General features: G+C 59.7%; 19 protein-coding genes and 1 tRNA gene. 13 read left to right on the forward strand and 7 right to left on the reverse strand.

All coding sequences use genetic code 11. The features are described 5' to 3' along the window. Positions 1–9 precede the first annotated feature (9 nt). The gene (locus FBY04_RS19765; protein WP_145316413.1) at positions 10–1,857 is read left to right on the forward strand and encodes a polyurethanase; all 1,848 of its coding nucleotides are present in this window, start codon (positions 10–12) and stop codon (positions 1,855–1,857) included. Between the two features lie 151 nt (positions 1,858–2,008). On the opposite strand, the gene FBY04_RS19770 is transcribed toward FBY04_RS19765, so the two are convergent. Continuing rightward, positions 2,009–2,233: a YgdI/YgdR family lipoprotein gene (locus tag FBY04_RS19770; RefSeq protein WP_084323807.1), complete on the reverse strand. Its 225-nt coding sequence runs from the start codon at positions 2,231–2,233 to the stop codon at positions 2,009–2,011. A gap of 221 nt (positions 2,234–2,454) precedes the next feature. Here FBY04_RS19770 and FBY04_RS19775 point away from each other — a divergent pair, with 221 nt between their 5' ends. The 5 genes from FBY04_RS19775 (at position 2,455) to FBY04_RS19795 (ending at position 10,058) form a co-directional block, all read left to right on the forward strand. Next, complete coding sequence (locus tag FBY04_RS19775; protein ID WP_145316415.1) at positions 2,455–4,107, forward strand: VRR-NUC domain-containing protein; 1,653 nt, start codon at positions 2,455–2,457, stop codon at positions 4,105–4,107. Next, a complete protein-coding gene (locus FBY04_RS19780; RefSeq protein ID WP_145316418.1) occupies positions 4,104–6,383 on the forward strand; it encodes an ATP-dependent DNA helicase in 2,280 nt (759 codons plus the stop codon). The genes FBY04_RS19775 and FBY04_RS19780 overlap by 4 nt, the downstream gene beginning before the upstream one ends. A 128-nt stretch (positions 6,384–6,511) precedes the next feature. Further along, the gene (locus tag FBY04_RS19785; RefSeq protein ID WP_084323804.1) at positions 6,512–7,420 is read left to right on the forward strand and encodes a zeta toxin family protein; all 909 of its coding nucleotides are present in this window, start codon (positions 6,512–6,514) and stop codon (positions 7,418–7,420) included. 87 nt (positions 7,421–7,507) lie between these two features. Continuing rightward, positions 7,508–9,427 (forward strand): PAS domain-containing sensor histidine kinase, encoded by a 1,920-nt coding sequence (locus FBY04_RS19790; RefSeq protein WP_145316420.1) that lies wholly within the window; start codon positions 7,508–7,510, stop codon positions 9,425–9,427. 94 nt (positions 9,428–9,521) lie between these two features. Further along, entirely contained in the window at positions 9,522–10,058 is a 537-nt protein-coding gene (locus tag FBY04_RS19795; RefSeq protein ID WP_084323802.1) for a hypothetical protein, read from the forward strand. 154 nt (positions 10,059–10,212) lie between these two features. Here the strand turns inward: FBY04_RS19795 and FBY04_RS19800 are convergent, their stop codons facing one another. The 4 genes from FBY04_RS19800 to FBY04_RS19815 form a co-directional block, all read right to left on the reverse strand. Further along, entirely contained in the window at positions 10,213–10,689 is a 477-nt protein-coding gene (locus tag FBY04_RS19800) for a hemerythrin domain-containing protein (RefSeq protein ID WP_145316423.1), read from the reverse strand. A gap of 424 nt (positions 10,690–11,113) precedes the next feature. Beyond that, positions 11,114–12,457: a sodium:proton antiporter gene (locus FBY04_RS19805; protein WP_145316425.1), complete on the reverse strand. Its 1,344-nt coding sequence runs from the start codon at positions 12,455–12,457 to the stop codon at positions 11,114–11,116. 28 nt (positions 12,458–12,485) lie between these two features. Then, complete coding sequence (locus tag FBY04_RS19810) at positions 12,486–13,343, reverse strand: SDR family oxidoreductase (RefSeq protein WP_145316427.1); 858 nt, start codon at positions 13,341–13,343, stop codon at positions 12,486–12,488. Positions 13,344–13,570: 227 nt separating this feature from the next. After that, positions 13,571–14,725, reverse strand: a complete 1,155-nt coding sequence (locus FBY04_RS19815) for a MalY/PatB family protein (protein WP_084323798.1) — start codon at positions 14,723–14,725, stop codon at positions 13,571–13,573. A 311-nt stretch (positions 14,726–15,036) separates the two neighbouring features. Between FBY04_RS19815 and fdnG the strand changes: the two genes are divergently transcribed. The 7 genes from fdnG to FBY04_RS19850 all read left to right on the forward strand — a co-directional run bounded on the left by fdnG (position 15,037) and on the right by FBY04_RS19850 (position 24,881). After that, the gene (fdnG, locus tag FBY04_RS19820; RefSeq protein WP_145316429.1) at positions 15,037–18,102 is read left to right on the forward strand and encodes a formate dehydrogenase-N subunit alpha; all 3,066 of its coding nucleotides are present in this window, start codon (positions 15,037–15,039) and stop codon (positions 18,100–18,102) included. Beyond that, entirely contained in the window at positions 18,103–19,038 is a 936-nt protein-coding gene (gene fdxH / locus FBY04_RS19825) for a formate dehydrogenase subunit beta (protein WP_145316431.1), read from the forward strand. It begins immediately after the preceding gene. Beyond that, on the forward strand, positions 19,035–19,688 hold the full coding sequence (locus FBY04_RS19830; RefSeq protein WP_084323416.1) for a formate dehydrogenase subunit gamma: 654 nt from the start codon (positions 19,035–19,037) through the stop codon (positions 19,686–19,688). Before fdxH ends, FBY04_RS19830 begins: the two co-directional genes overlap by 4 nt. A gap of 5 nt (positions 19,689–19,693) precedes the next feature. After that, positions 19,694–20,620 carry a formate dehydrogenase accessory protein FdhE gene (gene fdhE / locus FBY04_RS19835; protein WP_145316433.1) on the forward strand — a complete coding sequence of 309 codons (927 nt, stop codon included), beginning with the start codon at positions 19,694–19,696 and terminating at the stop codon, positions 20,618–20,620. Between the two features lie 833 nt (positions 20,621–21,453). Then, positions 21,454–22,875 (forward strand): L-seryl-tRNA(Sec) selenium transferase, encoded by a 1,422-nt coding sequence (selA, locus tag FBY04_RS19840; protein ID WP_145316435.1) that lies wholly within the window; start codon positions 21,454–21,456, stop codon positions 22,873–22,875. Further along, positions 22,872–24,779: a selenocysteine-specific translation elongation factor gene (gene selB / locus FBY04_RS19845; RefSeq protein ID WP_145316479.1), complete on the forward strand. Its 1,908-nt coding sequence runs from the start codon at positions 22,872–22,874 to the stop codon at positions 24,777–24,779. Before selA ends, selB begins: the two co-directional genes overlap by 4 nt. 6 nt (positions 24,780–24,785) lie before the next feature. Beyond that, positions 24,786–24,881 (forward strand) — tRNA-Sec (locus tag FBY04_RS19850). A 6-nt stretch (positions 24,882–24,887) separates the two neighbouring features. On the opposite strand, the gene FBY04_RS19855 is transcribed toward FBY04_RS19850, so the two are convergent. Continuing rightward, positions 24,888–26,219, reverse strand: coding sequence for an OprD family porin (locus tag FBY04_RS19855; RefSeq protein WP_145316437.1), 1,332 nt, complete (start codon positions 26,217–26,219; stop codon positions 24,888–24,890). A 56-nt stretch (positions 26,220–26,275) separates the two neighbouring features. After that, positions 26,276–26,929, reverse strand: a complete 654-nt coding sequence (locus tag FBY04_RS19860; protein ID WP_145316439.1) for a hydrolase — start codon at positions 26,927–26,929, stop codon at positions 26,276–26,278. Between the last annotated feature and the right edge of the window lie 7 nt (positions 26,930–26,936).

Raw genomic sequence — 26,936 nt, forward strand, 5'->3', positions numbered from 1 at the left:
GGCTTTACCATGGGTGTTTACGACTACAAAAACTTCGGCCCGGCAGATTCAAAGGCGTTGTTCACGGACGCCATGGCGATCACGCTGTATTCCTATCACAACCTCGATAACGGCTTTGCCACCGGTTATCAGCACAACGGCTTTGGCCTTGGCTTGCCGGCGACGCTGGTGACCGCGCTGATTGGCGGCACCGATTCCCAGGGCGTCATCCCCGGCGTGCCATGGAATCCGGATTCGGAAAAAGCCGCGCGGGAGGCGGTGCAGAAGGCCGGTTGGACGCCCCTTGCTGCGACTCAGCTGGGCTATGACGGCAAGGTCGATGCTCGCGGAACGTTCTTCGGCGAGAAGGCCGGCTACACCAGCGCGCAGGTGGAAATCCTCGGCAAGTACGACGCCCAGGGCCATCTCAGTGAAATCGGCATCGCCTTTCGCGGCACCAGTGGGCCACGGGAAAGCCTGATCAGCGATTCGATCGCGGACGGGATCAACGATCTGCTCGCCGCATTGGGGCCGAAGGATTACGCGAAGAACTACGTGGGCGAAGCGTTTGGCGACTTGCTGAGCGATGTCGCGGCATTTGCCCGGGCCAATGGCTTGTCGGGCAAGGACGTGCTGGTCAGCGGCCACAGCCTCGGCGGCCTGGCGGTCAACAGCCTGGCGGACCTGAGCAACGACAAGTGGGCCGGGTTCTATAAGGACTCCAACTACATTGCCTATGCGTCGCCCACCCAAAGCAGTACCGATAAAGTGCTCAACGTCGGTTATGAGAACGATCCGGTGTTCCGTGCGCTCGATGGCTCATCCTTCAACCTGTCGTCGGTGGGCGTCCACGATGCCCATCAGGACTCGGCGACCAACAACATCGTCAGCTTCAACGACCATTACGCCTCGACGGCGTGGAATGTGCTGCCGTTTTCCATCCTCAATATCCCGACCTGGATTTCCCACCTGCCCACGGGTTATGGCGATGGCATGTCCCGGGTGCTCGAGTCGAAGTTCTATGACCTGACCAGCAAGGACTCAACCGTTATTGTCGCGAACCTGTCCGACCCGGCGCGCAGCAACACCTGGGTCCAGGACCTCAATCGCAACGCCGAGACCCACAAGGGCAGCACCTTCATCATTGGCAGCGACGACAACGACCTGATCCAGGGCGGCAAGAGCAACGACTACCTGGAAGGCCGCGATGGCAATGACACCTTCCGCGACGGCGGTGGCTACAACATCGTGCTGGGCGGCAAGGGGAGCAACGTGCTGGACTTGCAACAGTCAGTGAAAAACTTCGATTTCGCCAATGACGGCGCCGGCAACCTGTACATCCGCGATGCGCAGGGCGGCATCAGCATCACTCGTGACATTGGCAGCATCGTCACCAAGGAACCGGGGTTTCTCTGGGGGCTGTTCAAGGATGACGTGAGCCACAGCGTTACGGCCAACGGTCTGGCGGCAGGAAACAACCTGACTCAATACGCTTCGACGCTGAAGGGCGGGGCGGGCACCGATACGCTGAAAGCTCACGCGAGCGGTGATTGGTTGTTTGGCCTGGAGGGCAACGACCATTTGATCGGCGGTCAAGGCAATGATGTGTTTGTCGGCGGAGCGGGAAATGACCTGATGGAATCGGGCGGCGGGATCGATACGTTCCTGTTCAGTGGTGCGTTCGGTCATGACCGGGTGGTGGGCTATCAGGCGAATGACAAGCTGGTGTTTCTCGGGGTTCAGGGCGTCGCGCCGAACGATGACTTTCGGTCCCATGCCACGGTTGTGGGGCAGGACACGGTGCTGACGTTTGGCAATGATTCGGTGACCTTGGTCGGGGTGGGGCTGGATAGCCTGGGCGGCATTGTTATTGCCTGAAGGTGATGTGGCGCCTGTAAGGGCCTCTTCGCGAGCAAGCCCGCTCCCACACTTGATCTTCAGTGAACACAGATTCTGTGCTCGTCGATGATCCCTGTGGGAGCGGGCTTGCTCCGGGCGGCGTTCCGACGATGAACGATAACGCGGTTTTTCAGTCTTCCTTGCGAACCGTTGCCACCTCATCAACCTTGACCTTCACCTTCGTCCCGGAAATATCTTCAAACTCGTAGAAACCTTCCTTGTTATTGGCTTTCGGCATGTCCTTGGTCAAATACTGGGTGCCGTTCTGCAGTGTCACCACCGTTGGCGTCGAGCAACCGGCGAGGGCCAGCAGGGCCGCCATTGCCAGGGGCAAACCCAGAGTCTTGATTTTCATAACCACCTCTCATCCTCCAAAAAACAGCGCGACTGCTTCGAATCCTTCAATCGTCACTGTACCTCTAACGCGGTTGGTACGATGGATCGCGGGAAAGTTCGACTGGCAGCCGAAATAATCCTGATCACGCCGCCGCTTATCCTTTTCCGTTTGCACCGGACAGGGCGTTGCTGGTATCTGTACGCATAACCAGTACTCGCTCCCGATGGCCCTGTTTTCCTGTGACCCAGAATCCACTCGACGATCCGTTCTATTACTTGAACAACTTCATGCAAGTGCTTGATTGGCTTGAGCATCGCTATGCCGATGTGCTGGCTGTCGAGGAACAAGCCTTCATCCGTGAATTCAACCGGTTGCCCCGCGAGTCCAGGGCGCTGCTGGTGCGGATGGTGATGCGCAAGGGCATTCACTTCCGGGCGAGCAAACTGCACTACCTCGAGATTGGCGACATCGCCAGCGCCGCCAAGCCGTTGCTGGAACTGGGCTGGATCGATGAGCAGGCGCCGCTGCCGCTTGAAACGTTATTCGACGTGTTGCTCAAGGCGGAAATCGTGGAATGCTTCGGCACCGCCATTGATCAGCCCAAAGGCAAGAAGACCGAGTGGCTCCCGATCCTGAGCGAGCAGTTTCCCGAAGCGCTCAGCTTTAGCCAATGGTGCGCGCCACTGGCGGACCGGTTGTTCAGCCTGACCATCATGGGCCTGTGTGATCGTCTGCGCTTGATGTTCTTCGGCAATCTTTATCAGGACTGGTCGGAGTTCGTGCTGGCCGACCTCGGCATCTTTACCTACGAAAAAGTCGAGTTCTGCGCCGAATCCCGAGGCTTGCGCAGTCGTGAGGACGTGGATGCCTGTCTGTTTCTTCACAATTGCCTGCAGCAGCTTGAGGCCGGCGAGGCGGTGGCGCCCATTGTCGAGCAGATCACCGGGCTGACCCTGAGCAATCCCTGGTTGCAGAAACGGCGCGGCAAGCTGTTGTTCCAGATCGGACAGCACTGCGAGCGCATGGCGGATTTCGCCAATGCGCTGAGCATTTATCGCAACTGTGCCTGGCCTGGAGCGAGAGCGCGGTTGATTCGTGTGCTGGAACGCTGCGGCGAGTATCAACTGGCCATGGACCTGGCCACGGTTGCCGGCCAATCGCCGGAAAGCGCTGCCGAACAACAGCACTTGCTGCGTGTATTGCCCAGATTGCGGCGCAAGCTCGGCGGGCCGCCAGCAAAGCGTTCATCCCAAAGGGAAATGCTGCGCCTGGACCTGCAACTGCCCAGAATCGACCCCTCGTTATCGGTGGAGTTCTATGTACAGGCACATCTGGAGGAGGATTCGGCACCGGTGCATTACGTCGAAAACAGCCTGATCAATTCGCTGTTCGGGTTGCTGTGCTGGCCGGCGATCTTCGCGCCCTTGCCGGGGGCTTTTTTCCATCCGTTCCAGCGTGGGCCGGTGGATCTGCTCAACGAAGACTTCCACGCACGGCGGGCCGATCTGTTCCAGGCCTGTCTCGCCGAACTTGATGACGGACGTTACCTGCAGACGATCCGGGAACGGTATGCCGCCAAATGGGGCGTGCAATCGCCGTTCGTGTTCTGGGGCGCGTTAAACGAAGAACTGCTCGATCAGGCGCTCGATTGCCTGCCGGCCGAGCACCTCAAACACTGGTTCAATCGTTTGTTGCTGGACATCAAGGCCAACCGCGCCGGCATGCCGGACCTGATCCAGTTCTGGCCGCAGCACAAAACCTATCGCATGATCGAAGTCAAAGGCCCTGGCGATCGCCTGCAAGACAATCAGCTGCGCTGGCTCGAGTTCTGCCATGAACACCAGATGCCCATTGCCGTCTGCTACGTGCAATGGGCGGAGCAAGGCGCTTGAGCTACAGCATCGCAGTGCGGGCGTTGTGTGAGTTCACCGCCAAGGTCGGCGACCTCGACCTGCGCTTCACGCCATCGCCGACTGCGCTGGAAGGCATCGTCGGCCACCGGACGGTGGCGTCCCGGCGTAGCGACGGATATCAGAATGAAGTCGCGCTTGAAGGCCTGTATCAAACGTTGAAGGTCAAGGGCAGGGCGGACGGCTACGACCCGGTGCAAAACTGCCTGGAAGAAGTCAAAACCTACCGCGGCGACCTGAGCAAGCAACCGGCCAACCATCGTAAACTGCACTGGGCGCAGGCCAAGGTCTACGGTTGGTTGATGTGCCAGAAACTGGGCCTGGCGCAGATCAACCTGGCGCTGGTGTACTTCGACATCGTCAGCGAAAAGGAAACCTGCCTGGTCGAGGCGTTCAGCGCTCAGGAACTGAAGGTGTTCTTCGAGCATCAGTGCCAACTGTTCCTTCGCTGGGCCGAACAGGAAATGGCCCATCGCGAAGCACGCAACGCTGCGGCGCAGCAACTGGCGTTTCCCCATGCCGATTTTCGTCCGGGGCAACGGCACCTGGCCGAGTCCGTGTTCAAGGCCGTGAGCACTGGCCGTTGCCTGATGGCCCAGGCGCCGACCGGCATCGGCAAGACCGTCGGCACGCTGTTTCCGATGCTCAAGGCCTTGGCGCCGCAGCAGTTGGACAAGGTGTTTTTCCTCACGGCGAAAACCCCGGGGCGCAAATTGGCGCTCGATGCCGCGCAGGTCATTCTCGACAGCGCCGCTGCGCTACCGTTGCGGGTCCTGGAAATGATCGCCAGGGACAAGGCCTGCGAGCACCCGGACAAGGCCTGCCATGGCGAATCCTGCCCGTTGGCGCAGGGTTTCTACGATCGGTTGCCGACAGCGCGCCAGGCCGCCAGCGAGCTGACGCTGTTGAACCAGAACGCCTTGCGTGAGGTCGCCCTGAAGCACGATGTCTGTCCTTACTACCTGAGCCAGGAAATGGCCCGTTGGGCCGACGTGGTGGTTGCTGACTACAACTACTATTTCGATTTCAGCGCGCTGCTGTTCGGGCTGGCCCAGGCCAACAACTGGAAAGTCGCAGTACTGGTGGACGAAGCCCACAACCTGGTGGAGCGTGGGCGGCAGATGTACAGCGCAAGCCTTGACCAGTCGACGCTCAACGCTGTGCGTAAAACCGCTCCCGAGCCCTTGAAGAAAGCCCTGCAGCGGGTCAATCGCGAGTGGAACGCCCTGCATAACCTGCAACTCGCGCCTTACCAGGCCTACGACAAGCCTCCGGAGAAACTGCTCCAGGCATTGTCGTCATGCAGTGCGAGCATCGGCGACTACCTCAACGATCATCCCCAGGGCCTGGACAGCGCCTTACAGACTTTCTATTTCGACATGCTGCAATTCTGCCGCGTCGCCGAGCTCTTCGATGAGCAGTTCCTGTTCGACATCAGCAAGCGCGACCTCGACCGTAAGCGCAACCTGTCGCAACTGTGCCTGCGCAACGTGGTGCCTGCCGGTTTCATCCGCCCGCGCCTGACGGCAGCACGCAGTACCGTGCTGTTCTCCGCGACGTTGAGTCCGCGCCATTACTACGCCGATTTACTCGGAACGCCGGCGAACTCAGTCTGGATCGATGTCGAATCGCCGTTTCACGCTGACCAGTTGAAGGTCCATATCGTCAGCCGGATTTCCACGCGGTTTGTCCATCGACAGTCTTCCCTAGCGCCGATCGTCGAACTGATCGCCAGGCAATTCAGCCAACGCCCCGGCAATTACCTGGCTTTTTTCAGCAGCTTCGATTACTTGCAACAAGTCGCACAGTTGCTGGCCGAGACACATCCTCACATCAATCTCTGGTCGCAATCCCGAGGCATGGGGGAAGGGCAGCGTCAGGACTTTCTCGATCAGTTCACTGCACACAGCCAGGGCATCGGCTTCGCGGTGCTGGGCGGGGCGTTTGGCGAGGGCATCGACTTGCCCGGTGCACGGTTGATCGGCGCATTTATCGCCACCCTCGGACTGGCGCAACTCAATCCGGTCAATGAACAGTTGAAACATCGGATGGAAGCGATTTTCGGGGCTGGTTATGACTACACCTATCTGTTTCCGGGGGTGCAGAAAGTGGTGCAGGCGGCTGGGCGCGTGATTCGTACGCAACAGGATCAAGGGGTGGTGATGTTGATCGATGACCGGTTTGGCGACAGCAAGGTCAAGCAACTCCTGCCGCGTTGGTGGTCGGTTGCTCCGTCGAATTCGCTCTCTGTCGAGTAGGAATTTTTACCTTAAAAAACATCGACATATCTTGAAAGCCAAGGCCGTTTGAACAAATGGTGAGTGCGCGCTTTATTGATAGGGCAAGTCATCACTTTCAATCCCGTCTTTGATAAGGAAATCAAGGTATGTCAGAAGCACAGAAGTATGAGTACACCCCCGACCAGGTCACGCAGGCATTCGATGAAATCATAGCGACGATTTTCAGCGGTATTACCGTCGAAGCCGTACCCAAAATGCTGATCGTGGCAGGGGTCGAGGCCTCAGGCAAAACGTACTTGCTGGAAAAAAGCCTGCTGCCTACTGGCCGCTATGAAAACTACGTGCGTCTGTATCTGCCCGAGTACAGAAAAAAACACCCTCAGTACGCGCAGATAATCAAAAAAGGAGTTTTGCATGCTTACGAGCACACGGAGGAATTTGTTCGGGAAGTCTGCGCAAAAATCTTTGCCCAGGCGTTCGACAGCAAATACAACATCATCATGGAAAGCGCCTTCGACAGCCTGGATTTCGCTGCCTTTCCGCCGTCGGCGACCGCTGCCGGGTATCAGTTCGAGACTCACATTGTTGGCTGCACTCAAGAATTCGCTCATGTATCGAGTATTAAACGAGGGCTAAAGAGCCTTGAAGTGCAGGCCTTGGAAAGATTTCTCACAGCAGAGAAGCTGGATATCAGCACAAGCCTTTCGCAAGCGATCATTCTGGCCTTCGAGACGGCTGCAAAGGCGGTCAGCGGCTCGCAAATGTTTGTCTATGAACGTGGATTCGGAGCGTTGAACGAACGAATTCTTCGTGCACATAGCGCCTATACAAAAAATACCGATGGTTCCGTCACCACAACGACAACCGGAATGAATTTCACCTACAGCATCTACTCCAAGATTATTCAGAACCTCGTTTTCGCAAGGAGCGATCGCAACGAAATCGTTAAAGAATGCCACTTGGCATTGCTCAAGGCCTCTACCCATGCCGCGGATGTCCCACAATTTGTCTACAACGACTTGTACGCTTACCTCGTCAGGTACGTGTATCGATAGTTCCCGGGGGCAAGTGTCGTGTTGCCGGCTTCGCAAAATCCCGGTTTGCCGCATACTCCAGCAAAATAATCATGATGTGAGGGCTCAATGAGCGAAGATCGAACCAAAGCCAGCACCATCGAAGACGGGCGCTTTCGCTTGTTGATCGACGCGGTGATTGACTATGCGATCTACATGATTGATCCCGAAGGCATCATCACCAGCTGGAATGCAGGCGCCAAGCGTTTTAAAGGGTATGAGGAAGCCGAGATTCTCGGTCAGCATTTCTCGCGTTTCTACACCGAAGAGGATCGCCTCAAAGGACTGCCCCAGCGGGCGCTGGACACGGCGATCCGCGAGGGGCGTTTCGAGGGCGAAGGCTGGCGGGTTCGCAAGGACGGTACGCATTTCTGGTGCCACGTGGTAATCGACCCCATTTACGATGCGACGGGCACCTTGTTGGGTTTTGCCAAGATCACCCGGGACCTGACCGACCGCAAGATGGCCGAAGAAGTCCTCAAGCAAAGCGAGCAGCAGTTCCGGCTATTGGTGCAAAGCGTCACGGACTACGCCATCTACATGCTCGACGCCGATGGTCGCCTGACCAACTGGAACCCTGGTGCCCAGCGCATCAAGGGGTATCTGCCCGAAGAAGTGATCGGCAAGCATTTTTCGATGTTCTACACCCCGGAAGACCGCGAAGCCGGCGAACCGAAACGCACGCTGGACATTGCGGTTCGTGAAGGGCGATTCGAAAACAAGGGCTGGCGACTGCGCAAGGACGGCACACGCTTCATGGCGCATGTCGTGGTCGACCCGATTTGGGGCGACACCGGCACATTACTCGGTTTCGCCAAGATCACCCGGGACATCACCGAAGCGACCTACACCCAGCAGGCCCTCGAACAAGCCCGCGAGGCGCTCTTTCAAGCGCAAAAGATGCAGGCCATCGGGCAACTCAGCGGAGGCATCGCCCACGACTTCAATAACCTGCTGACAGTGATCCTTGGCAATCTGGAAATCGTCCGCAAGCGGGTGGGCGAGGATCCGAAAATCACCCGGTTGCTGGACAATGCCGCTCAGGGCGCCTTGCGCGGGGTTTCGCTGACCCAACGCATGCTGGCCTTTGCCCGGCGTCAGGAACTGAAGACCGAGCCTGTCGAAATACCGAAGTTGGTAGAGGGCATTACCGGTTTGTTGCGCAGCTCCCTCGGGCCCTCCGTGGTGCTCGAAACCCGTTTCCCGCAAGAAATCGAGCCAGTGGTGGCAGACGTTAACCAGCTCGAACTGGCTGTCCTGAACCTGGTGACCAACGCCCGCGATGCAATGCCCCACGGCGGGAAAATCCTGATCAGTGCCAAGTCTGAAGAAGCCTGGGATCACCCCTCGCTCGCGCCAAGGTCAGGTCGTTTTGTCTGCCTGAGCGTCAGTGATTCGGGAGAGGGCATGGATGACGCCACCCTTGCCTCGGCGATGGACCCGTTCTTCACCACCAAGGGGGTGGGCAAAGGCACGGGGCTGGGATTGTCGATGGTTCATGGTTTCATCGAACAATTGGGCGGTCGATTCATTCTGAAAAGCCAAAAGGACAAGGGAACCACGGCCGAACTGTGGATACCCGTCTCCACTAACGGTCTGGCCACCAAGCCTGCCCGGGAGGAGGCCGCGCCACCGGTGCCGCGCCTGTGCGTGCTGGTGGTGGACGACGACAGCCTGGTGCTGACCAGTACCTGCCTGTTGCTCGAAGATTTGGGTCATCGAGTGATCAGTGCAGTATCCGGCGCTGAAGCGCTGACAGTGTTCGACAGCGAACAGGCCATTGATCTGGTCATCACCGACATGGCCATGCCGCAAATGGACGGCGCGCAACTGGCGCAAGCGATTCGAAACGTCAAGCCAGACCTGCCAATCATCCTCGCCACGGGTTATGCCGAGCGACTGGAAGGTTTTGCGACCAGACTCCCGCGCCTGTCCAAGCCTTTTACTCAACTCAATCTGGTGGAGATCATTGCCTCGACGATGAAATGACTCATGTCCATGGCAGGCCCCTTGCGATGTAAATCCAGCTGAACTTGTCAGTAGGCGTTTCTTCTAAACGTTTTCCATTCTGTGCGTGACTCCCTTGCCAAGAATACTGACTGAAGCCGCTGACGAAGAAGTCCTGACCGAACACAATGCCAAGATGTTCGGCTCGCCCAAGGAGCGTCTGGATTTCTACCGGCGGGAAATCCAGTACGAAACCAGCATTCTGGCCAATCGCACCGACGCCTACCTCGCGGCGCAATCGTTTCTGGTGATTGCCTTCGCATCGTGCATGGCCAACCTCAATCCCGAGTGGGGCAAACTCTTTACCCTGGTGGTGCCGCCATTCCTGGCACTGTTGGGGCTGCTCAGTTCCCTGAACGCCTGGCCGGGCATTCGCGCGGCTTACGACATCATCGATCACTGGCACTTCAAACAGAGTGAGTTACTGCGCAGCGAACCTTTGATGGGGCTCGCCTACGATGAGTCGCCGTTGTTCAGCGAGATGGAGTCGTCCCACAAGGGTTACCGCAAGTCACTGTTGTTCTCAGTGCGCACACCCTGGATTTTTGCCACGTTCTGGGTGTTGCTGGGCAGTTATGCGTTTTATATCCAGGTAACCAATCCCGGCGCGTGAGCCGCAAAAACAAGAAAGCCCGGCGTTTTCCGTAAGGCTGTTCACTCAAGCCGGGCACGTCAATTTGTGGCGAGGGATTTCTTGCCCTATGAAGATTTTCTTAAGTGAATAGCATTACGGAAAACGCCGGGCCTTTTATTGCCTCTCACTTTGATCAGGCCGCCAGATTGGCCGCACTCATTTCTTTCTTGTACTGGGCCTTCAGACTTACCATTTGCGCCCCCAATTCTTCAAGGGTGGCTTTGCCCAGCAGCTTTTTGGCCTGAGGAAACATTTCCTTTTCTTCCTCTTCGATGTGGTGTTCCAGCAGTTCCTTGACCACTTTCACGCGCCCGGCGAATTCCACGGAGGACGGGTCGGTGACTTTCAAGTCAGGCAGCACCAGAGAATCGACGGTGCGGTGTTCTTCCTTGGCTTCGTAATACATGACGTCCTGTTCTTTGCCACCCGCTTTCTTATATGCCGGGTACAGGACTTCCTCTTCGAGTCGGGTATGGAGGGTGATCTCCATTTCAAGCTTGGCCAGCAGCTCGGTGCGTTTTTTAACACCACGCTCGGTGGATTCGCTCAGTTGGGTCAGGATGCCCTTCACACGTTCATGGTCGGCTTGCAACAGGTCAATGGCGTTCATGGTCAAGTCTCTCGAATAGTCACGGGGTTGAGCGCGAACGGTCTCAAGGCCGAAGGTCGCTCATAGTCCAGGAGCATTTGTCGTGCCGGATTGGCTACTGAGGTAACAGCCTTGAAAATCAACAGGTTGAACTTGCTAATGGCGAACTGCGGTCATGCAGCCTGCATGAGTCCGGATTTTGACTCATGCAGTTCGCGGTTTCATTTTCGCAGCGCCAAAATACCAATGCCTGTATTCACCAGCGAGGATTCTGGCGCACTAGACCCGATCCCTTGTGGGAGCGGGCTTGCTCGCGAACGGTGTTCCAGAATCAGAGATGTCGACTGACACGCCACATTCGCCATGCAAGCCCGCTCCCACATTCGTATCGGGTGATGGCTGATTTCAGGTTGATAAATACCGGCGGACATTCCCAGCCATCAAATCAGGGCTTTTGCTTTTTTCGCTGTTCATACCAAGCCAGCATCGGTTGCGTGCTGATGCCATGGACGAGGATGCTCAGCGCAACCACCGACAACGTCAGGTCGGTGCAAAGTGCTGCGATTGAGGGCGCGAGCCCATGGTTAAGGGCATAGAAAAGGTAATACAGGCTGCCGATGCCGCGAATGCCGAACCAGCCGATCAACAGGCGCTGACGACCGTCCAGCAAGCCGCGCCAGGGCAGGGCGACGACGCTCAGCGGTCGAATCAGGCAAAACAACACGCCGCCGATCAACAGCGCTCGCCAATCCCAATGCCCAATCAGCACGACACCGAGCAGCGTCACCAGAAACACTTCCATGGCACGTTCTACCAGGCTGCCGAACGCGAGCATGTCGCCCATCATGATGCCGGCAGCGACTTGCGTGTCTTCAAGACCTTCGGTATCGCCATGGACGGCCTGGTGCGGTTCGACGTTCTGGTGGCCGACCACCGGCTGTACCCGATGCTCGGCCGGCAGTTCGTCATCGCCGGTGGATTTGACCTCTTCATGGCGCAGGCCCAGGCCCGCTGCAAACACGGACAAAAAGCCGTAGCCATGAACCGCTTCGGCGCCGACGTACGCCAGGGCAATCAACGCGAGGGCCAGGTAGTCGTTAGGGGAAAGGGTGCTGTCTTCATTCTTGATCCGCAGCGCCAATGTCAGGCGACCGATGCCGCGCCCCATCGCATACCCCGTGAGCAAGCCGGCAGGCACGGCCCAGAGCAGGCTGCGCAGCGCCCAGTCGCCCAGCCAGCCGGGGTTGCCGTCGTGTTGCAACAGCAGCAACCCGAGGATCACGAACGGAAAGGCAATCCCGTCGTTGAGCCCGGCTTCACCGGAGAGGCCGAAGCGCACACTGTCGTCATCCCGGGCGTCGTTGACTTGTACCAGCGCCGCGAGTACCGGGTCGGTGGGTGCCAGTATCGATCCGATCAACACGGCGACGCCCCAGGACATTTCGAAACCGTAGTGCAACAGCAGGCTGACACCGGCAATGGTCAACACCATCACCGGTCCGGCCAGGCCGACCGCGATGCGCCAGTTTTTATCCTTGAAGGGCGAGCGCAACTTCAGGCCACACACGAACAGCGAAAAGAGCACCGCGACTTCCGTCAGATGCTCCATCCAGGTCGAGGCGTCGTTCATGTCCAGTTTCAACAGACCCAGTGCTGCGGGCCCGATTGCAATCCCCAACACCAGGCACACCGCCGATGTCGTCACCGGCATCCAGCGCAGGTACGAGGACGTCAACGCCAGAGTGAGCAGCACCGCACCCAACACTGCTACCCAGAGAATGAAGCTCATGCGCTGTACCCGCCCAAAGGATGCGTATTCAAAGCATAGGCTTGCCGCCGGTAATCCCGTAGCGCTGACCGGTGATGTAGCTGGCCTCATCCGAGGCCAGCAGCACATAAATCGGCGCCACTTCGACGGGTTGTCCCGGCCGTCCCATCGGTGTTTGCCCGCCAAAGTTCTGCACTTCCTCATCGGGCATGGTCGAGACGATCAGCGGCGTCCAGATGGGCCCTGGCGCCACGCAGTTGACCCGGATGTTTTTCGGTCCCAGCATCTGCGCCAGGCCGGCGGTGAAGTTGGCGATCGCGCCTTTGGTGGTGGCGTAGGGGAGGAGGGTCGGCTTGGGCATGTCCGAATTGACCGAGCTGGTGTTGATGATCGAACTGCCGGGTTTCATGTGCTTCAGCGCCGCCTGGCAGATCCGGAAAATGGCGGTGATGTTGACGTCAAAGGTCATCACCCATTCTTCGTCCGGGATGTCCTCGAAATGTTCGTGGGTCATCTGGAACGCGGCGTTGTTGACCAGGATGTCGATGCGGCCAAATCGTTCGACGGTTTTGTCGACCAGCGTCTGGCATTGCGCTTTCTGCGCGATGTCGCCGGGCAGCAACACGCACTGACGCCCGGCCTGTTCGACCCAGCGCGCGGTTTCCTGCGCGTCTTCATGTTCATTGAGGTAGGCCACGGCGACGTCCGCACCTTCACGGGCGAACGCGATCGCGACGGCGCGGCCGATCCCGCTGTCGGCGCCGGTGATCAGGGCGATCTTGCCGTCCAGACGGCCGGAGCCTTTGTAACTCTGCTCGCCACAGTCCGGGTACGGGTCCATTTTCTTCTGGGAGCCGGGGACGGGTTGGCCCTGTTTCTTGAAGGGGGGTCTTGGATAGTCAGTCATCGTGAAATCTCCGTTCTCAAGGCAGAAGAGTCAAAGGGTGGACCCTGCTCTTTTGTCTTGAGTTCGGTTGGATTTCGGAGGGCTGTGGAATCTCTCGAACTGCATAGATTCCCTGTGGGAGCGAGCTTGCTCGCGAAAACGGTGTGTCAGTCAACATTAATACTGGATGACACACCGCTTTCGCGAGCAAGCCCGCTCCCACAGGGGATGGCGTTGACGAAGTTCGGTCAGGCCTTGAGATTGATCAGGCTGCGCTCCATCCGCGCAATCCCTTCCTCGAGCAACGCACGCGGGCAGCCGAAATTCAGGCGGACGAACTGTTTGCAATCATCGCCAAAATCCAGGCCTGGGCTAAGCCCGACCTTCGCCTGTTCAAGGAAGAACTGCTGCGGATTCTCCAGGCCCAGCGCCGAGCAATCGAGCCACGCCAGATAAGTGCTCTGCGGTACGTTCATGGTGACGCCCGGCAGCCGGGTGCGAACCGCATCGACCAGGTAATCGCGGTTGCCTTGCAGGTAACCCACCAGCGCGGTCAGCCACGGCCCGGCTTCAGTATAGGCAACCCGTGTCGCTTCCATGCCCAGCGGGTTGACGCTGTCGACCATCCCGCAACGGGCGTGGTTGACGCGCTCACGCAAGGCCCGGTCCTGAATGATCATGAACGAGGTCTTCAGGCCAGCGATGTTGTAGGCCTTGCTCGCCGACATCAGCGTGATGGTGCGCTGGGCGATTTCCGGGCTTAACGATGCGGTGGGAATGTGCTTGCGCCCGTCGAAGCACAGTTCGGCGTGGATTTCGTCGGAGATGATCCAGGCGTCCTGCTCCCGGCAGATGTCGGCTACCGCTTGCAGTTCGTCCCGTGGGAACGTCTTGCCCAACGGGTTGTGCGGATTGCTCAGCAGCAACGCGCCGCCACCGGCCAGCGACTGGCGCAAGGTGTCGAGTGGTGTGGCGTAGGTGCCGTCTGCCTGCGTGTCGAAATTCAGTTCAACCTTGTTCAGACCCCAATGGCCAGGGGCATGCCGCAGCGGCGGGTAGTTGGGGACCTGGACCACGACGTTCTGTTGCGGTTGTACCAGGGCGTTCAGGGCCATGTTGAAACCCGACTCCACGCCAGGCAGGAAAATCAGCTCTTGCGGCTGAACGCGCCAGGCGTACTTGTTCCACAGATCGGTGACGATGGCGTGGCGCAAGTCATCCTGAGCCACGCTGTAGCCGAGCAACGGGTGTTCCAGACGCTTTTGCAGGGCCTGGATGATCACCGGCGGCGCGGCAAAATCCATGTCGGCGACCCACATCGGCAATACCTCGGCCGGGTAGCGGCTCCACTTGGTACTGCCGGTGTTGTGGCGATCGAACACCTGATCAAAATCGAAAGTCATGCTCATCTCATAAAGGCCGGGATTAATTCGGCAGACATGATAAGCGCCAAGCCCTCGTGGGAGCGAGCCGTGTGGAGGGTGGATTTGTGGAGAGGAGGTTTTGTGGTGAGGGGATTTATCCCCCCACCACAAAATCCATCAGCCACAGGCTCCCTCCCACCGGGGAAGATGCCGGGCCGGCTGTCGGTTTTCACACTGTCCGCAACAGCATTGTCTAGAGTTTGAAGTGTCGGCAGCCCGTCTGCCGCTACCGTGATCGTCCAGAAAAAACCGGCAAAAGTGCCGGGTCTTCACCTGATCAGGAGTGCACGATGGACCTCAACCGTCGTCAGTTCTTCAAGGTCGCCGGTATCGGCCTTGCAAGCTCGAGCCTCGGCGCGCTGGGCATGGCCCCGGCGCCGGCCTTCGCCGAGCAGGTGCGCCACTTCAAGCTTGCCCACACTCATGAAACCCGCAACACCTGCCCGTACTGCTCGGTCGGTTGCGGCTTGATCATGTACAGCCAGGGCGATGCGGCCAAGAATGTCGCGCAAAACATCATCCACATCGAAGGCGATGCCGACCATCCGGTCAATCGCGGCACGCTGTGCCCCAAAGGCGCAGGGTTGCTGGACTTCATTCACAGCCCCGGCCGCCTGCAATACCCGCAGGTGCGCAAACCGGGCAGCAGCGAATGGACGCGGGTGTCCTGGGATGAAGCGCTGGATCGCATCGCCGACCTGATGAAGGCCGACCGCGACGCCAACTTCATCGAGAAGAACGACCAGGGCCAAACGGTGAACCGCTGGCTGACCACCGGTTTCCTTGCGGCTTCGGCGGCGTCCAACGAGGCGGGTTACATCACCCACAAGGTCATTCGCAGTCTCGGCATGCTGGGGTTTGATAACCAGGCGCGTGTCTGACACGGCCCGACGGTGGCAAGTCTTGCCCCGACGTACGGCCGTGGTGCCATGACCAATACCTGGACTGATATCGCCAACGCGAATCTGATCCTGGTGATGGGCGGCAACGCAGCAGAAGCGCACCCGTGCGGTTTCAAATGGGTGACCGAAGCCAAGGCGCACAATGCCGCGAGGCTGATCGTGGTCGACCCGCGATTCACCCGCACCGCGTCCGTGGCCGACTATTACGCGCCCATCCGCACCGGCACCGACATCGCCTTCATGGGCGGGCTGATCAATTACCTGCTGACCGAGGACAAGATCCAGCACGAATACGTGCGCAATTACACGGACGTGTCGTTCATCGTCAAAGCCGGGTATGGCTTCGAGGACGGAATATTCAGCGGTTACGACGTGGCCAAGCGTGCGTATACCGACAAGTCCGGCTGGGGTTATGAGCTCGGTGACGACGGCTTCGTCAAGGTAGATCCCAGCTTGCAAGACCCGCGATGCGTCTACCAATTGATGAAGCAGCATTACAGCCGCTACAACATCGAGCTGGCCAGTCAGATTTGCGGCATGCCCGTGGAGGCCATGCAAAAGATCTGGGAGGAGATCGCCACCTGCTCGCAACCCGGCAAGACCATGACGATTCTCTATGCCCTGGGCTGGACGCAGCACTCGATCGGTTCGCAGATCATTCGCAGTGCCGCCATGGTGCAATTGCTGTTGGGCAACGTCGGCATGCCGGGCGGGGGCGTCAATGCCTTGCGCGGGCACTCCAATATCCAGGGGCTGACGGACCTGGGGCTGCTGTCCAATGCGCTGCCGGGCTATCTTACGTTGCCGCAGGACGCGGAGCAGGATTACAACGCCTACATCACCAAACGCACGCAAAAACCATTGCGGCCGGGGCAGCTGTCCTACTGGCAGAACTACAGCAAATTCCACGTCAGCCTGATGAAAGCCTGGTACGGCGGCAACGCCACGCTCGAGAACAATTGGGCGTATGACCATTTGCCCAAACTCGACATCCCCAACTACGACATCCTCAAAGTGTTCGACCTGATGGGGCAGGGCAAGGTCAACGGCTATATGTGCCAGGGCTTCAACCCGATTGCCGCGTTGCCCGACAAAAACCGGGTGATGGCGGCGCTGGCCAAGCTGAAATGGCTGGTGGTGATGGACCCGCTGTCCACCGAAACCTCGGAGTTCTGGCGCAACGTCGGGCCGTACAACGACGTGCAAACCGACGGCATCCAGACCGAAGTGATTCGCCTGCCCACCACCTGTTTCGCCGAGGAAGACGGCTCGCTGGTCAACAGCAGCCGCTGGCTGCAATGGCACTGGAAAGGCGCTGACGGCCCTGGCGAAGCGCGCACGGACGTGCAGATCATGAGCGAGCTGTTCCTGCGTCTGCGTCAACGCTATCAAGCCAATGGCGGCGCTTATCCCGACCCGATCCTCAAACTGTCGTGGCCCTACAAGATTGCCGACGAACCGATGCCGGAAGAGCTGGCCAGGGAAATCAACGGCTACGCCACCACCGACTTCACCGATGCGACGGGTGTGGCGATCAAGGGCAATGCGCAACTCGCCGGCTTCGGCCAACTCAAGGACGACGGCAGCACCGCTTCAGGCTGCTGGATTTTCTGCGGCAGCTGGACCGAGACCGGTAACCAGATGGCCCGACGCGACAATAGTGATCCGTACGGCATGAAACAGCATCAGGGCTGGGCCTGGGCCTGGCCGGCGAACCGACGGATTCTCTACAACCGCGCCTCGTGCGACCCACAAGGCAAACCGTGGGACGAGAAAAAACGCCTGGTGTGGTGGAACGGCAAAGTCTGGGGCGGCACCGACGTGCCGGACTTCAAGGCCGACTCGCCACCGGAAGCCGGGATGAATCCGTTCATCATGAACCCCGAAGGCGTGGCGCGATTCTTCGCCGTGGACAAGATGAACGAAGGCCCGTTTCCGGAACACTACGAGCCATTCGAAACGCCCATCGGCATCAATCCGCTGCACCCGGAAAACAAGAAAGCCACCAGTAACCCGGCGGCGCGAATCTTCGATTCGGTATGGGACTCCCTCGGAGTGGCCAAGGATTATCCGTACGCCGCCACCAGCTACCGCCTGACTGAGCATTTCCACTTCTGGAGCAAGCACTGCAAGCTCAACGCGATTTCCCAGCCCGAGCAATTTGTCGAAATCGGCGAGGTGCTGGCCAAGGAAAAAGGCATCGTCGCCGGTGACCGGGTGCGGGTCAGCAGCAAGCGCGGGCATATCGAAGCGGTGGCGGTGGTGACCAAGCGGATACGTCCGTTGCAGGTCAACAATCAGGTGGTGCACCAGATCGGCATCCCGTTGCACTGGGGATTTACCGGGCTCACGCGTCACGGGTACCTGACCAATACCTTGGTGCCGTTCCTCGGCGATGGCAACACTCAGACCCCGGAATCCAAGTCATTCCTGGTCAACGTGGAGAAAGTGTAAATGGCCAGCCAAGACATCATTGCTCGCTCGGCCACCACGACGGTTTCGCCGTCGGTGCGCAATCAGGAGGAAGTGGCCAAGCTGATCGACACTACCAAGTGCATTGGTTGCAAAGCCTGTCAGGTCGCCTGTTCGGAATGGAACGAGCTGCGCGACGACGTCGGTCACAACCTCGGCACTTACGACAATCCCCAGGACCTGAGCGCGGAAACCTGGACCCTGATGCGCTTCACCGAGCACGAAACCGACGCCGGCAATCTCGAATGGCTGATCCGCAAGGACGGCTGCATGCATTGCGCCGAGCCGGGCTGCCTGGCGGCGTGCCCGAGTCCGGGGGCGATCATCAAGCATGCCAACGGCATCGTCGATTTCGATCAGGATCACTGCATCGGTTGCGGCTATTGCATCACCGGTTGCCCGTTCAACATCCCGCGGATCTCGCAAAAGGATCACAAGGCCTACAAGTGCACGTTGTGCTCGGACCGGGTCGCTGTGGGACTGGAACCGGCCTGCGTGAAAACCTGTCCGACCGGGGCGATTGTGTTCGGCACCAAGGACGACATGAAGGAGCACGCCGCCGAACGCATCGTCGACCTCAAGAGCCGCGGCTTCGCCAATGCCGGCCTGTACGACCCCGAAGGCGTGGGCGGCACGCACGTCATGTACGTGTTGCATCACGCCGACACGCCTGTGTTGTACGCCGGTTTGCCGAACAGTCCGACGATCAGTCCGCTGGTGGAATTGTGGAAAGGCGTGAGCAAACCCCTGGGCTTGCTGGCCATGGGGCTGGCGGTGCTGGCCGGGTTTTTCCATTACGTGCGCATTGGCCCGCAGCTGGTTGAGGAAGACGAACTTCCGATGCTCAAAGACCCGGCGGTACACGAAGTCGATCCGGCGGTGCACACCTTCGATCCGCGCGGGGAGGACAGACCATGATCCGCAGACAGATCCTGCGCTACACCCCGAACCAGCGCACCAATCACTGGCTGGTGGCGATCTTCTTTTTGATGGCGGCACTGTCAGGGCTGGCGCTGTTTCATCCGGCGTTGTTCTGGCTCAGCAACCTGTTCGGTGGCGGGCCGTGGACGCGCATCCTGCATCCGTTCATGGGCGTGGTGATGTTCGTGCTGTTCCTGGGGCTGGTGATTCAATTCTTCAGGGCCAATTTCTTCATCAGCAATGACCGTTTGTGGCTGCGCCGCGTCGGGCGGGTGATCCAGAACGAGGAGGAGGGCGTGCCGCCGATCGGCAAATACAACCCGGGGCAGAAGCTGCTGTTCTGGACGTTGCTGTTGTGCATGCTGGTGTTGCTGTTCAGCGGGTTGGTGATCTGGCGCGCGTATTTCAGCGAGTATTTCGGCATCACCGCGATTCGCTGGGCGATGTTGCTGCATGCCTTGGCGGGATTTGTATTGGTGCTGAGCATCATCGTGCACATCTACGCCGGTATCTGGATCAAGGGCTCGGTGAGCGCCATGGTGCATGGCTGGGTCAGCCGCGCCTGGGCAAGGAAACACCATGAACTCTGGTACCGGGAAGTGACGCGCGATGAACACCCTGAGCGACCGATCAGTAAAAAAGGATAAGCACCTTGGCGACGATTCTTGAGCCTGGCGAGATTGAAGCGGCGGCGAGTTCTCCGCCGTTTCTGCACCTGCCGCCGAATAACCTGTTCGCGTTGCGCGCGCAGCGACTGGAACGGTTGGCTGAGGGGCATCCTTTGGCCGATTACCTGCTTTTGGTGGCCGGGCTGTGTGATGTTCAGCAGCAATTGATGGACGATCCGCCCGTCGCTGCGTTGCCGGACCCTGAACGTCTGCGGGTTTGCCAGCAGCATGGCTTGCCGCCGTTCGCTGCCGACAGTCTGGTGCGCGAGGGCGATTGGTTGCCTTGGCTCGATGCGCTGTTGCGCCGTTATCAGCCACCGTCGCAACTGGAAGTCGAGAGTGCGATAACCCGCTTGCGCAATGCCGGTGCCGGTCAGCTCAAGGCCTGGGCAATTGCCTTGGTCAGTGGCCAGTTCGCGTTGCTGCCTGCGGCGTTGGTGCCATTTCTGGGCGCTGCATTGCAGGTTGTCTGGAGTCATTGGTTGCTGAACACGCCTGATCTGTTCTTGAAACCCGGTGACAGTCTCAACCAGTGTCCGGCGTGCGGTTCGCCGGCGATGGCGGGGGTGATCCGGCATCGCGGTAAACATAATGGCTTGCGCTATCTGGTGTGTTCGCTGTGCGCCTGCGAATGGCATGTGGTGCGGGTCAAATGCGTGTATTGCGAGCAGAGCAAGGGTCTTGAATATGTCAGCTTTGATGATGACCGCCATGCCGCCAATCAGGCGCCGTTGCGGGCTGAAGTGTGCCCCGGTTGTCGCAGTTATCTGAAGTTGTTGTATCTGGAAAACGATGCTGATGCTGAAGCGCTGTCGGGTGATTTGACTAGTCTGATGTTGGACATGCGGCTGGAGCAGGAAGGGTATCAGCGGTTGGCGCCGAATCTTTTGTTTGCGCCTGGAAGTGATTGAATCTGTCTTGGAGGTTTTAAACGCTAGGGGGACATATCTGTTTCTGCGGTAACGGCGGCTATTGGTTCCGCCCTTACGGCGAGTCACTTGGAGAAGCGCCAAGTAACCAAGCGCTCTTGCCCCTTTCGTTCGGTGCCTCGCTGTGGCTCGGCATGCCCTCGTTCCGGTCTCACGAGGGGGCGCGACTACCGCCACAGCGCCGCGAGGCGGCCTTCGGGCCGACCTGGGCGTCAAGCGGGCGCGCTTCGCTCATTTGTCGTTTACATCCCTCTTGAACAACTCCCACAGGGGATTTTTGGCGGGTATGAGATGGGGGGGCACTGCCGATGACCTTGACCGAAAACAGGTCGGCTCTAAGGCCGCCTCGCTTTGTTTTTGATCTTGATCTTGATCTGCCCCGTCGGAAGGCCGAGTGGAGGTTCTGCGCAGTGGGCAACCCGGCATGGATGCCGGGTTAGCCGCCCCCGGCCATGGATGGCCGATGGCGGCGGGCCCACGGAGCAGGACCGGAGCGAGGGGATGGCGAGCCTTAGCGAGCCACCGTACGTCAGGGGCGCAGGCGCTTGGTTACTTGGCGCTCTTCCAAGTGACCCGCCGTGAGGGCGGAACCATTAGCCGCCGTTACCGCAGCAATGGATATGTACACCCTCAAAAAACAAGCCGCCTGACGCTCAGCCATCGCTAGCAAGCCAGCTCCTACAGGGGGGCCGGGGACATCAGCAAGAACAGGTCGGCTGTCAGGCCGCCAGCGCACGAGCGCCAGCCGTACGCAGATCCATTGTGGGAGCGTCAGCGACTACACTCAGGCGGTCAGCCGTTTACGGGAGCCCCTGATGTCCTCCAGATCCGCCAGCCCGGCCTTGCGGCTACCTTCCATCGACAGTTTGCTGCGCCATCCGGCCTGTCAGCCACTGACCGAGCGCTACGGACGCGAGGCGTTGCTGGCGAGTTTGCGACAACTGCTGGATGACCTGCGTGAACCAGTCATTTCAGGACAACTCGAGGCGATAGAAATCACCCCGGAAATCCTCGCGGGCAGGGCTGGCGAACGCCTTGCCCAACAGCATCGCAGCCATGTCCGTCGCGTATTCAACCTCACCGGCACCGTGCTGCACACCAACCTCGGTCGCGCGTTGTTGCCACAGGAAGCGATTGACGCCGTGCTGATGGCCGCCCGTCATCCGCTCAACCTGGAATTCGACCTGCACAGCGGCAAGCGCGGCGACCGCGACGATTTGATCGAAGGCCTTATCCGCGAACTCACCGGCGCCGAAGCCGTGACCGTGGTCAACAACAACGCGGCCGCCGTGCTGCTGACGCTCAACAGCCTGGGCGCGCGCAAGGAAGGCATCATCTCCCGTGGTGAACTGATCGAAATCGGCGGTGCGTTCCGCATTCCCGACATCATGGCGCGGGCCGGGGTGAAGCTGCACGAAGTCGGCACCACCAATCGCACCCACGCCAAAGACTACGAAGCCGCCATTGGCCCGCGCAGCGGTCTGGTGATGCGCGTGCACGCCAGCAACTACAACATTCAGGGCTTCACCACGAGCGTGCCGACCGCTGAACTGGCAGAGCTGGCGCACAAACATGATTTGCCGCTGCTCGAAGACCTCGGCAGCGGCAGCCTGCTGGACCTGACTCGCTGGGGCTTGCCCGCCGAGCCGACGGTGCGCCAGGCATTGCTCGACGGTGCCGACATCGTCACCTTCAGCGGCGACAAACTACTGGGTGGCCCACAGGCCGGACTGATCGTGGGTCGCAAAGACCTGATCGCGAAGATCAAGAAGAACCCGCTGAAAAGGGCGTTGCGCGTCGACAAACTGACCCTGGCCGCCCTCGAAGCCGTGCTGGGGCTGTATCGCGATCCGGATCGTCTGGCCGAACGCCTGCCGAGTCTGCGCCTGCTCACTCGGCCACGGGCAGACATCCTCGCCCAGGCCGTACGCCTGCACCCATCGCTGGCCAAAGTGATGGGTGACGGCTGGAGTGTCAGCGCAGTGCCAGCGTTGGGCATGATCGGCAGCGGCAGCCAACCGGTGGCGCGCCTGCCGAGTGCGGCGTTGTGCCTGCGACCGGAAGTCAGCAAGCGCCTGCGCGGTCGACGGTTGCTTGAGCTGGAGGCTGCCTTCAGACAGCTGGACATTCCGGTGCTCGGTCGCCTTGATGACGACGCCTTGTGGCTGGATCTGCGGCAACTGGACGACGAGCCGGCGTGGCTGGCGCAACTCGATCGACTGCAGGTGCCCGGGTGATCGTCGGCACCGCCGGGCACATCGACCACGGCAAGACCGCTTTGCTGCAGGCCTTGACCGGTCAGGCGGGCGACCGTCGCCGGGAAGAGCGTGAACGGGGCATGACCATCGACCTCGGCTACCTCTACGCAGCGCTTGAACCCGGCGCGGCCCTGACGGGGTTTATCGACGTGCCCGGTCATGAACGTTTCACCCACAACATGCTGGCCGGGGCGCAGGGTATTGATCTGGTGCTGCTGGTGGTGGCTGCCGATGACGGCGTCATGCCCCAGACCCGCGAACACCTGGCTATCGTCGAACTGCTGGGCATTCCTCGGGCACTGATTGCGATTACCAAATGCGACCGGGTCGAGCCTTCCCGGGTGCAGGCCGTGCGCGAACAGATCGCCACCTTGCTGGCGCCCGGTCCTTATGCGGGTGCACCGCAGATTGCGCTGTCGAACACGACCGGCGAGGGCATCGAAACGCTGCGCCAGGCCTTGCTGGATGCGCAAGAAAACGTGCTCCAGCGCAGTACCCACGGTGGGTTTCGTCTGGCGATTGATCGGGCATTCAGCGTCGCCGGCGCGGGCATTGTGGTGACCGGCACAGCGTTGTCCGGGCAGGTGTCGGTCGGCGACACGCTGTTGTTCGGCCCGCAGGGCAAGCCGGTGCGAGTGCGCGGCCTGCATGCGCAGAATCAGGCCGCCGACAGCGCAACGGCGGGCCAGCGCGTGGCATTGAACCTGAGTGCCGAGCGCCTGGCACTGGAGCAGATTCATCGGGGACACTGGTTGTTGGCCGAGTGGCTGTATGCGCCGACCCAACGCCTGGATATCGACATGCAATTGCTGGCCAGCGAACCCAAGCCCTTCGAGCACTTTCAGCCGGTGCATGTTCACTTGGGGACTCAGGACGTAACGGGGCGGGTGGCGCTGCTGGAGGGGGCCAGCCTGGCACCGGGCGAGCGAATGTTTGCGCAGATCCTGCTGAATGCGCCGGTGCAGGCGGTGAAGGGCGACCCTTTGATCCTGCGCGATCAAAGCGCTCAACGCACCCTCGGCGGTGGTCGGGTGCTGGACCCGTTCGCGCCATCCCGACAGCGCCGAAGCGCGGAGCGACTCGCGCAGTTGCAGGCACTGACCACGACGACAAATCTGGAGGACGTCCTGCCGGCATTGCTGATCAACAGCGACATCGGACTCGATCCGCAGCAACTGGAACGCCAGTTCAACCGTCTGCGCGGCACCTGGAACCTGCCCGATGATGTGCGCCTGATCGACACACGCCAGGGACAACGACTGTTCAGTACGCTGCGTTGGGAAACGCAAAAAGCCCGGTTACTGGAGCATTTGGCGCGTTTTCATGAACTCGAACCGGACCAAATGGGCCCGGATCGGGACCGCCTTCGCCGGTTCACCGGCACGGCGCTGAACCGCGCGACGTTCATCAGCCTGCTCGACGAACTACTGGCCAGCGGCGTGATTACCGCCAGCGGACCGTGGCTGCATTTACCCGGTCATCAGGTACGTTTGAGCGAGGAGGACGAAGCCCTGTGGCAACACCTGCAACCGTTGTTCGAACAGGCCGGTTTCGATCCGCCGTGGGTGCGTGATCTGGGAGGCAATGAGGTGGCGGTACGCTTGCTGCTGCGCAAGATGGCGCGCCTGGGCCTGTTGCATCAAGTGGTCCGCGACCTGTTTTACACCGATGCGATGCTGCGTCGTCTGGCGACTATGCTCTTGCAACTGGCGGTGCAAAACGAGGTGATTCAAGTCACCGCGTTTCGCGATGCGGTGGGCCTTGGGCGCAAACGCAGCATCCAGATTCTCGAATACTTCGACCGCATCGGCCTGACCCGACGCTTTGGCGACAAGCGCCATGTGCGTCTGGACAGTGCACTGGCTCGGCAAACAGAGCCCTGAGTTCAAGGAAGGCAATCGCGCCCGGTGGCGCGGCCGGGCTTCAAACCCGGTTGGGGACGGCATCCGTTCCCGGGCAGGTTCGACTCCTGCTGCCTTCCGCCATTTCCATCAGAAACGCCCGAAGTTCAGCGGGTACTCGATAACCACGTAAACCCGGTCGATATCATCGCCGGCCTGGGCGCTGTTGGCCCGGTGCGAGACATGGGACAGTTGCAGTGACAAGCCCTTGGCCGAACCGGACTGCACGATGTAGCGCAAGTCGATGTCGCGCTCCCAATGCCGTCCGCCATCACCTTGTTGCGGCACGTTCGTGCCCAGCGATTCATCGAACGGGTTGTAAGCGCCACCTGGGGGGGCGTGGGTGCCATCAATCTGGCTGCCCCGGACATACCGGGTCATGAATTTCAGACCGGGAATGCCATAGGCACCCAGATCCAGGTCGTAACGCGCTTGCCAGGATTGTTCATGGGCGCCGTTGAAGTCGGCGTACTTGATCGAGTTGGCAAGGTAGATGGAATCGCCGCCGACGAAATCGAACGGTGTATCGCCGTTGACCTTCTGATAGGCCAGGGTAAAGGCATGGGCATCGACGGTGTATTTACCCGACAGGCTGAACGCTGTGTTATCGATAGCGCCGGCAAGTGATCGGCCAGTGTCCTGGGTGTGATAAAGATTGGCATCGAGGAACCAACCGGACTGTTTCAGGTGCAGATTGCCGTAGTACTGATGCCAGGTGTCGGTCAATTCCGATGCGTACAGGGCTGCGCCGAGAGGGCTTTGCGTAAACAGGTCGGCACCCAGCAATGAAATGCCGCCCGCTTCGGTGTTTGCGCCATAGCCGTAAAAGTTGCCCTTGCCCGAAGAGGCGTCCTGGTTCTTGAACGCTGTAAAGTGGCCGGCGACCAGGTTCATCCCGTCGATTTCGCGGCTGTTCAACAGAAACCCGCTGGCGTATTCCGGTTGCAGACGTTTGTCCGCGGTGTCGAATACCGGGGTTTCGACCATCATTTCACCGAAGGCCAGGGTGGTTTTCGAGGCCCTGATCTTCAATGCGCCGCCGCCACTGGAGTAGCTGTCTTCGCTCCTGCCGTCACTGTCCAGCGGCAACAGTCCTGTCCCGGAATGGCCCTTGCCGCCATTCAGTTTCAGCCCCAGAAACCCGTGGGCATCGAGGCCAAATCCCAGGGTGCCGGGGGTGAAGCCCGATTCGAACGAGCTGATGAAACCCTGGGCCCATTCCGCCTTGTAACTCTTGCCGGTGGGCGAGGGCGTACGGTAATCGCTGTTGAGGTAGAAGTTACGGCTCAATACTTCCGCCTTCGAGCCTTCAAGAAAACCCTGCACCGATTCATCGGCACGGGCAGGTCCAATAGTGCTGGCTAAAAGCACGGACAAGCACAATGGCAGCCTGACCCGGAGGTCTTGCGAGGAATATTTCATCGGTCAATCACCGCGGGGGAAAGCGACTCCGCAGGCCGCGGAGTCGCTGGTATTGCTTAGTGGCCTTCGGAAGCACCAAACATGGTCTTGGCGTAGATCAGCCCCAGACCGTAGGACCCACCGTTGGCAATCGAGGTTTTCACGGTTTCATCGTAAGTCTCGGTACGTGCCCAGTCGCGCTGCAACTCAAGCAGGTATTGCAACGAAGTCATTGGGCGGGCACCGATCTGGATCATGCGCTGCATGGCCATTTCATGAGCTTCGGTGCTGACGTCGCCACAGGCATCGGCAATCACGTAGACCTCAAAACCCTGGTCGATGGCCGACAGCGCCGGGCCAACGATGCACACGGAGGTCCACAGGCCGGCGAGGACGATTTTCTGTTTGCCGAACTTGTTCACTTCAACGGCAATGCGCTCGTCTTCCCAAGTGTTCATGCTGGTGCGGTCGATGACGTTGTGTTCCGGGAACACCGATTTGATTTCATCGAAAATCGGACCGGAGAAGCTCTTCTCGGCAACCGTGGTGAGGATGGTCGAAACCTTGAAGCCGCGGGCAGCCTTGGCCACCAGCGCGGTGTTGTTGCGCAGGGTCACGGCATCGATCGACTTGGTCGCAAAGGACATCTGCGACTGGTGGTCGATCATGATCAGCGTGTGGTCGGTCGGGGTCAGCAGGGTTTTGCCGGGAACTGCTTTTGCGATAGCCATGGCGAGG

Origin of the sequence: Pseudomonas sp. SJZ080 (assembly GCF_007828295.1) — a bacterium.
Taxonomy (GTDB): Bacteria; Pseudomonadota; Gammaproteobacteria; order Pseudomonadales; family Pseudomonadaceae; genus Aquipseudomonas; species Aquipseudomonas migulae_A.

Excerpts from the sequence above, each read along its gene's own strand:
- selA (WP_145316435.1), top strand. The coding sequence starts at position 21,454 with ATGTCCTCCAGATCCGCCAGCCCGGCCTTGCGGCTACCTTCCATCGAC.
- FBY04_RS19815 (WP_084323798.1), bottom strand. The coding sequence starts at position 14,725 with ATGACTTTCGATTTTGATCAGGTGTTCGATCGCCACAACACCGGCAGT.
- FBY04_RS19810 (WP_145316427.1), bottom strand. The coding sequence starts at position 13,343 with ATGACTGACTATCCAAGACCCCCCTTCAAGAAACAGGGCCAACCCGTC.
- FBY04_RS19800 (WP_145316423.1), bottom strand. The coding sequence starts at position 10,689 with ATGAACGCCATTGACCTGTTGCAAGCCGACCATGAACGTGTGAAGGGC.
- FBY04_RS19770 (WP_084323807.1), bottom strand. The coding sequence starts at position 2,233 with ATGAAAATCAAGACTCTGGGTTTGCCCCTGGCAATGGCGGCCCTGCTG.
- FBY04_RS19785 (WP_084323804.1), top strand. The coding sequence starts at position 6,512 with ATGTCAGAAGCACAGAAGTATGAGTACACCCCCGACCAGGTCACGCAG.
- fdxH (WP_145316431.1), top strand. The coding sequence starts at position 18,103 with ATGGCCAGCCAAGACATCATTGCTCGCTCGGCCACCACGACGGTTTCG.
- FBY04_RS19805 (WP_145316425.1), bottom strand. The coding sequence starts at position 12,457 with ATGAGCTTCATTCTCTGGGTAGCAGTGTTGGGTGCGGTGCTGCTCACT.
- FBY04_RS19830 (WP_084323416.1), top strand. The coding sequence starts at position 19,035 with ATGATCCGCAGACAGATCCTGCGCTACACCCCGAACCAGCGCACCAAT.
- FBY04_RS19765 (WP_145316413.1), top strand. The coding sequence starts at position 10 with ATGGGTGTTTACGACTACAAAAACTTCGGCCCGGCAGATTCAAAGGCG.
- FBY04_RS19790 (WP_145316420.1), top strand. The coding sequence starts at position 7,508 with ATGAGCGAAGATCGAACCAAAGCCAGCACCATCGAAGACGGGCGCTTT.
- FBY04_RS19855 (WP_145316437.1), bottom strand. The coding sequence starts at position 26,219 with ATGAAATATTCCTCGCAAGACCTCCGGGTCAGGCTGCCATTGTGCTTG.
- FBY04_RS19860 (WP_145316439.1), bottom strand. The coding sequence starts at position 26,929 with ATGGCTATCGCAAAAGCAGTTCCCGGCAAAACCCTGCTGACCCCGACC.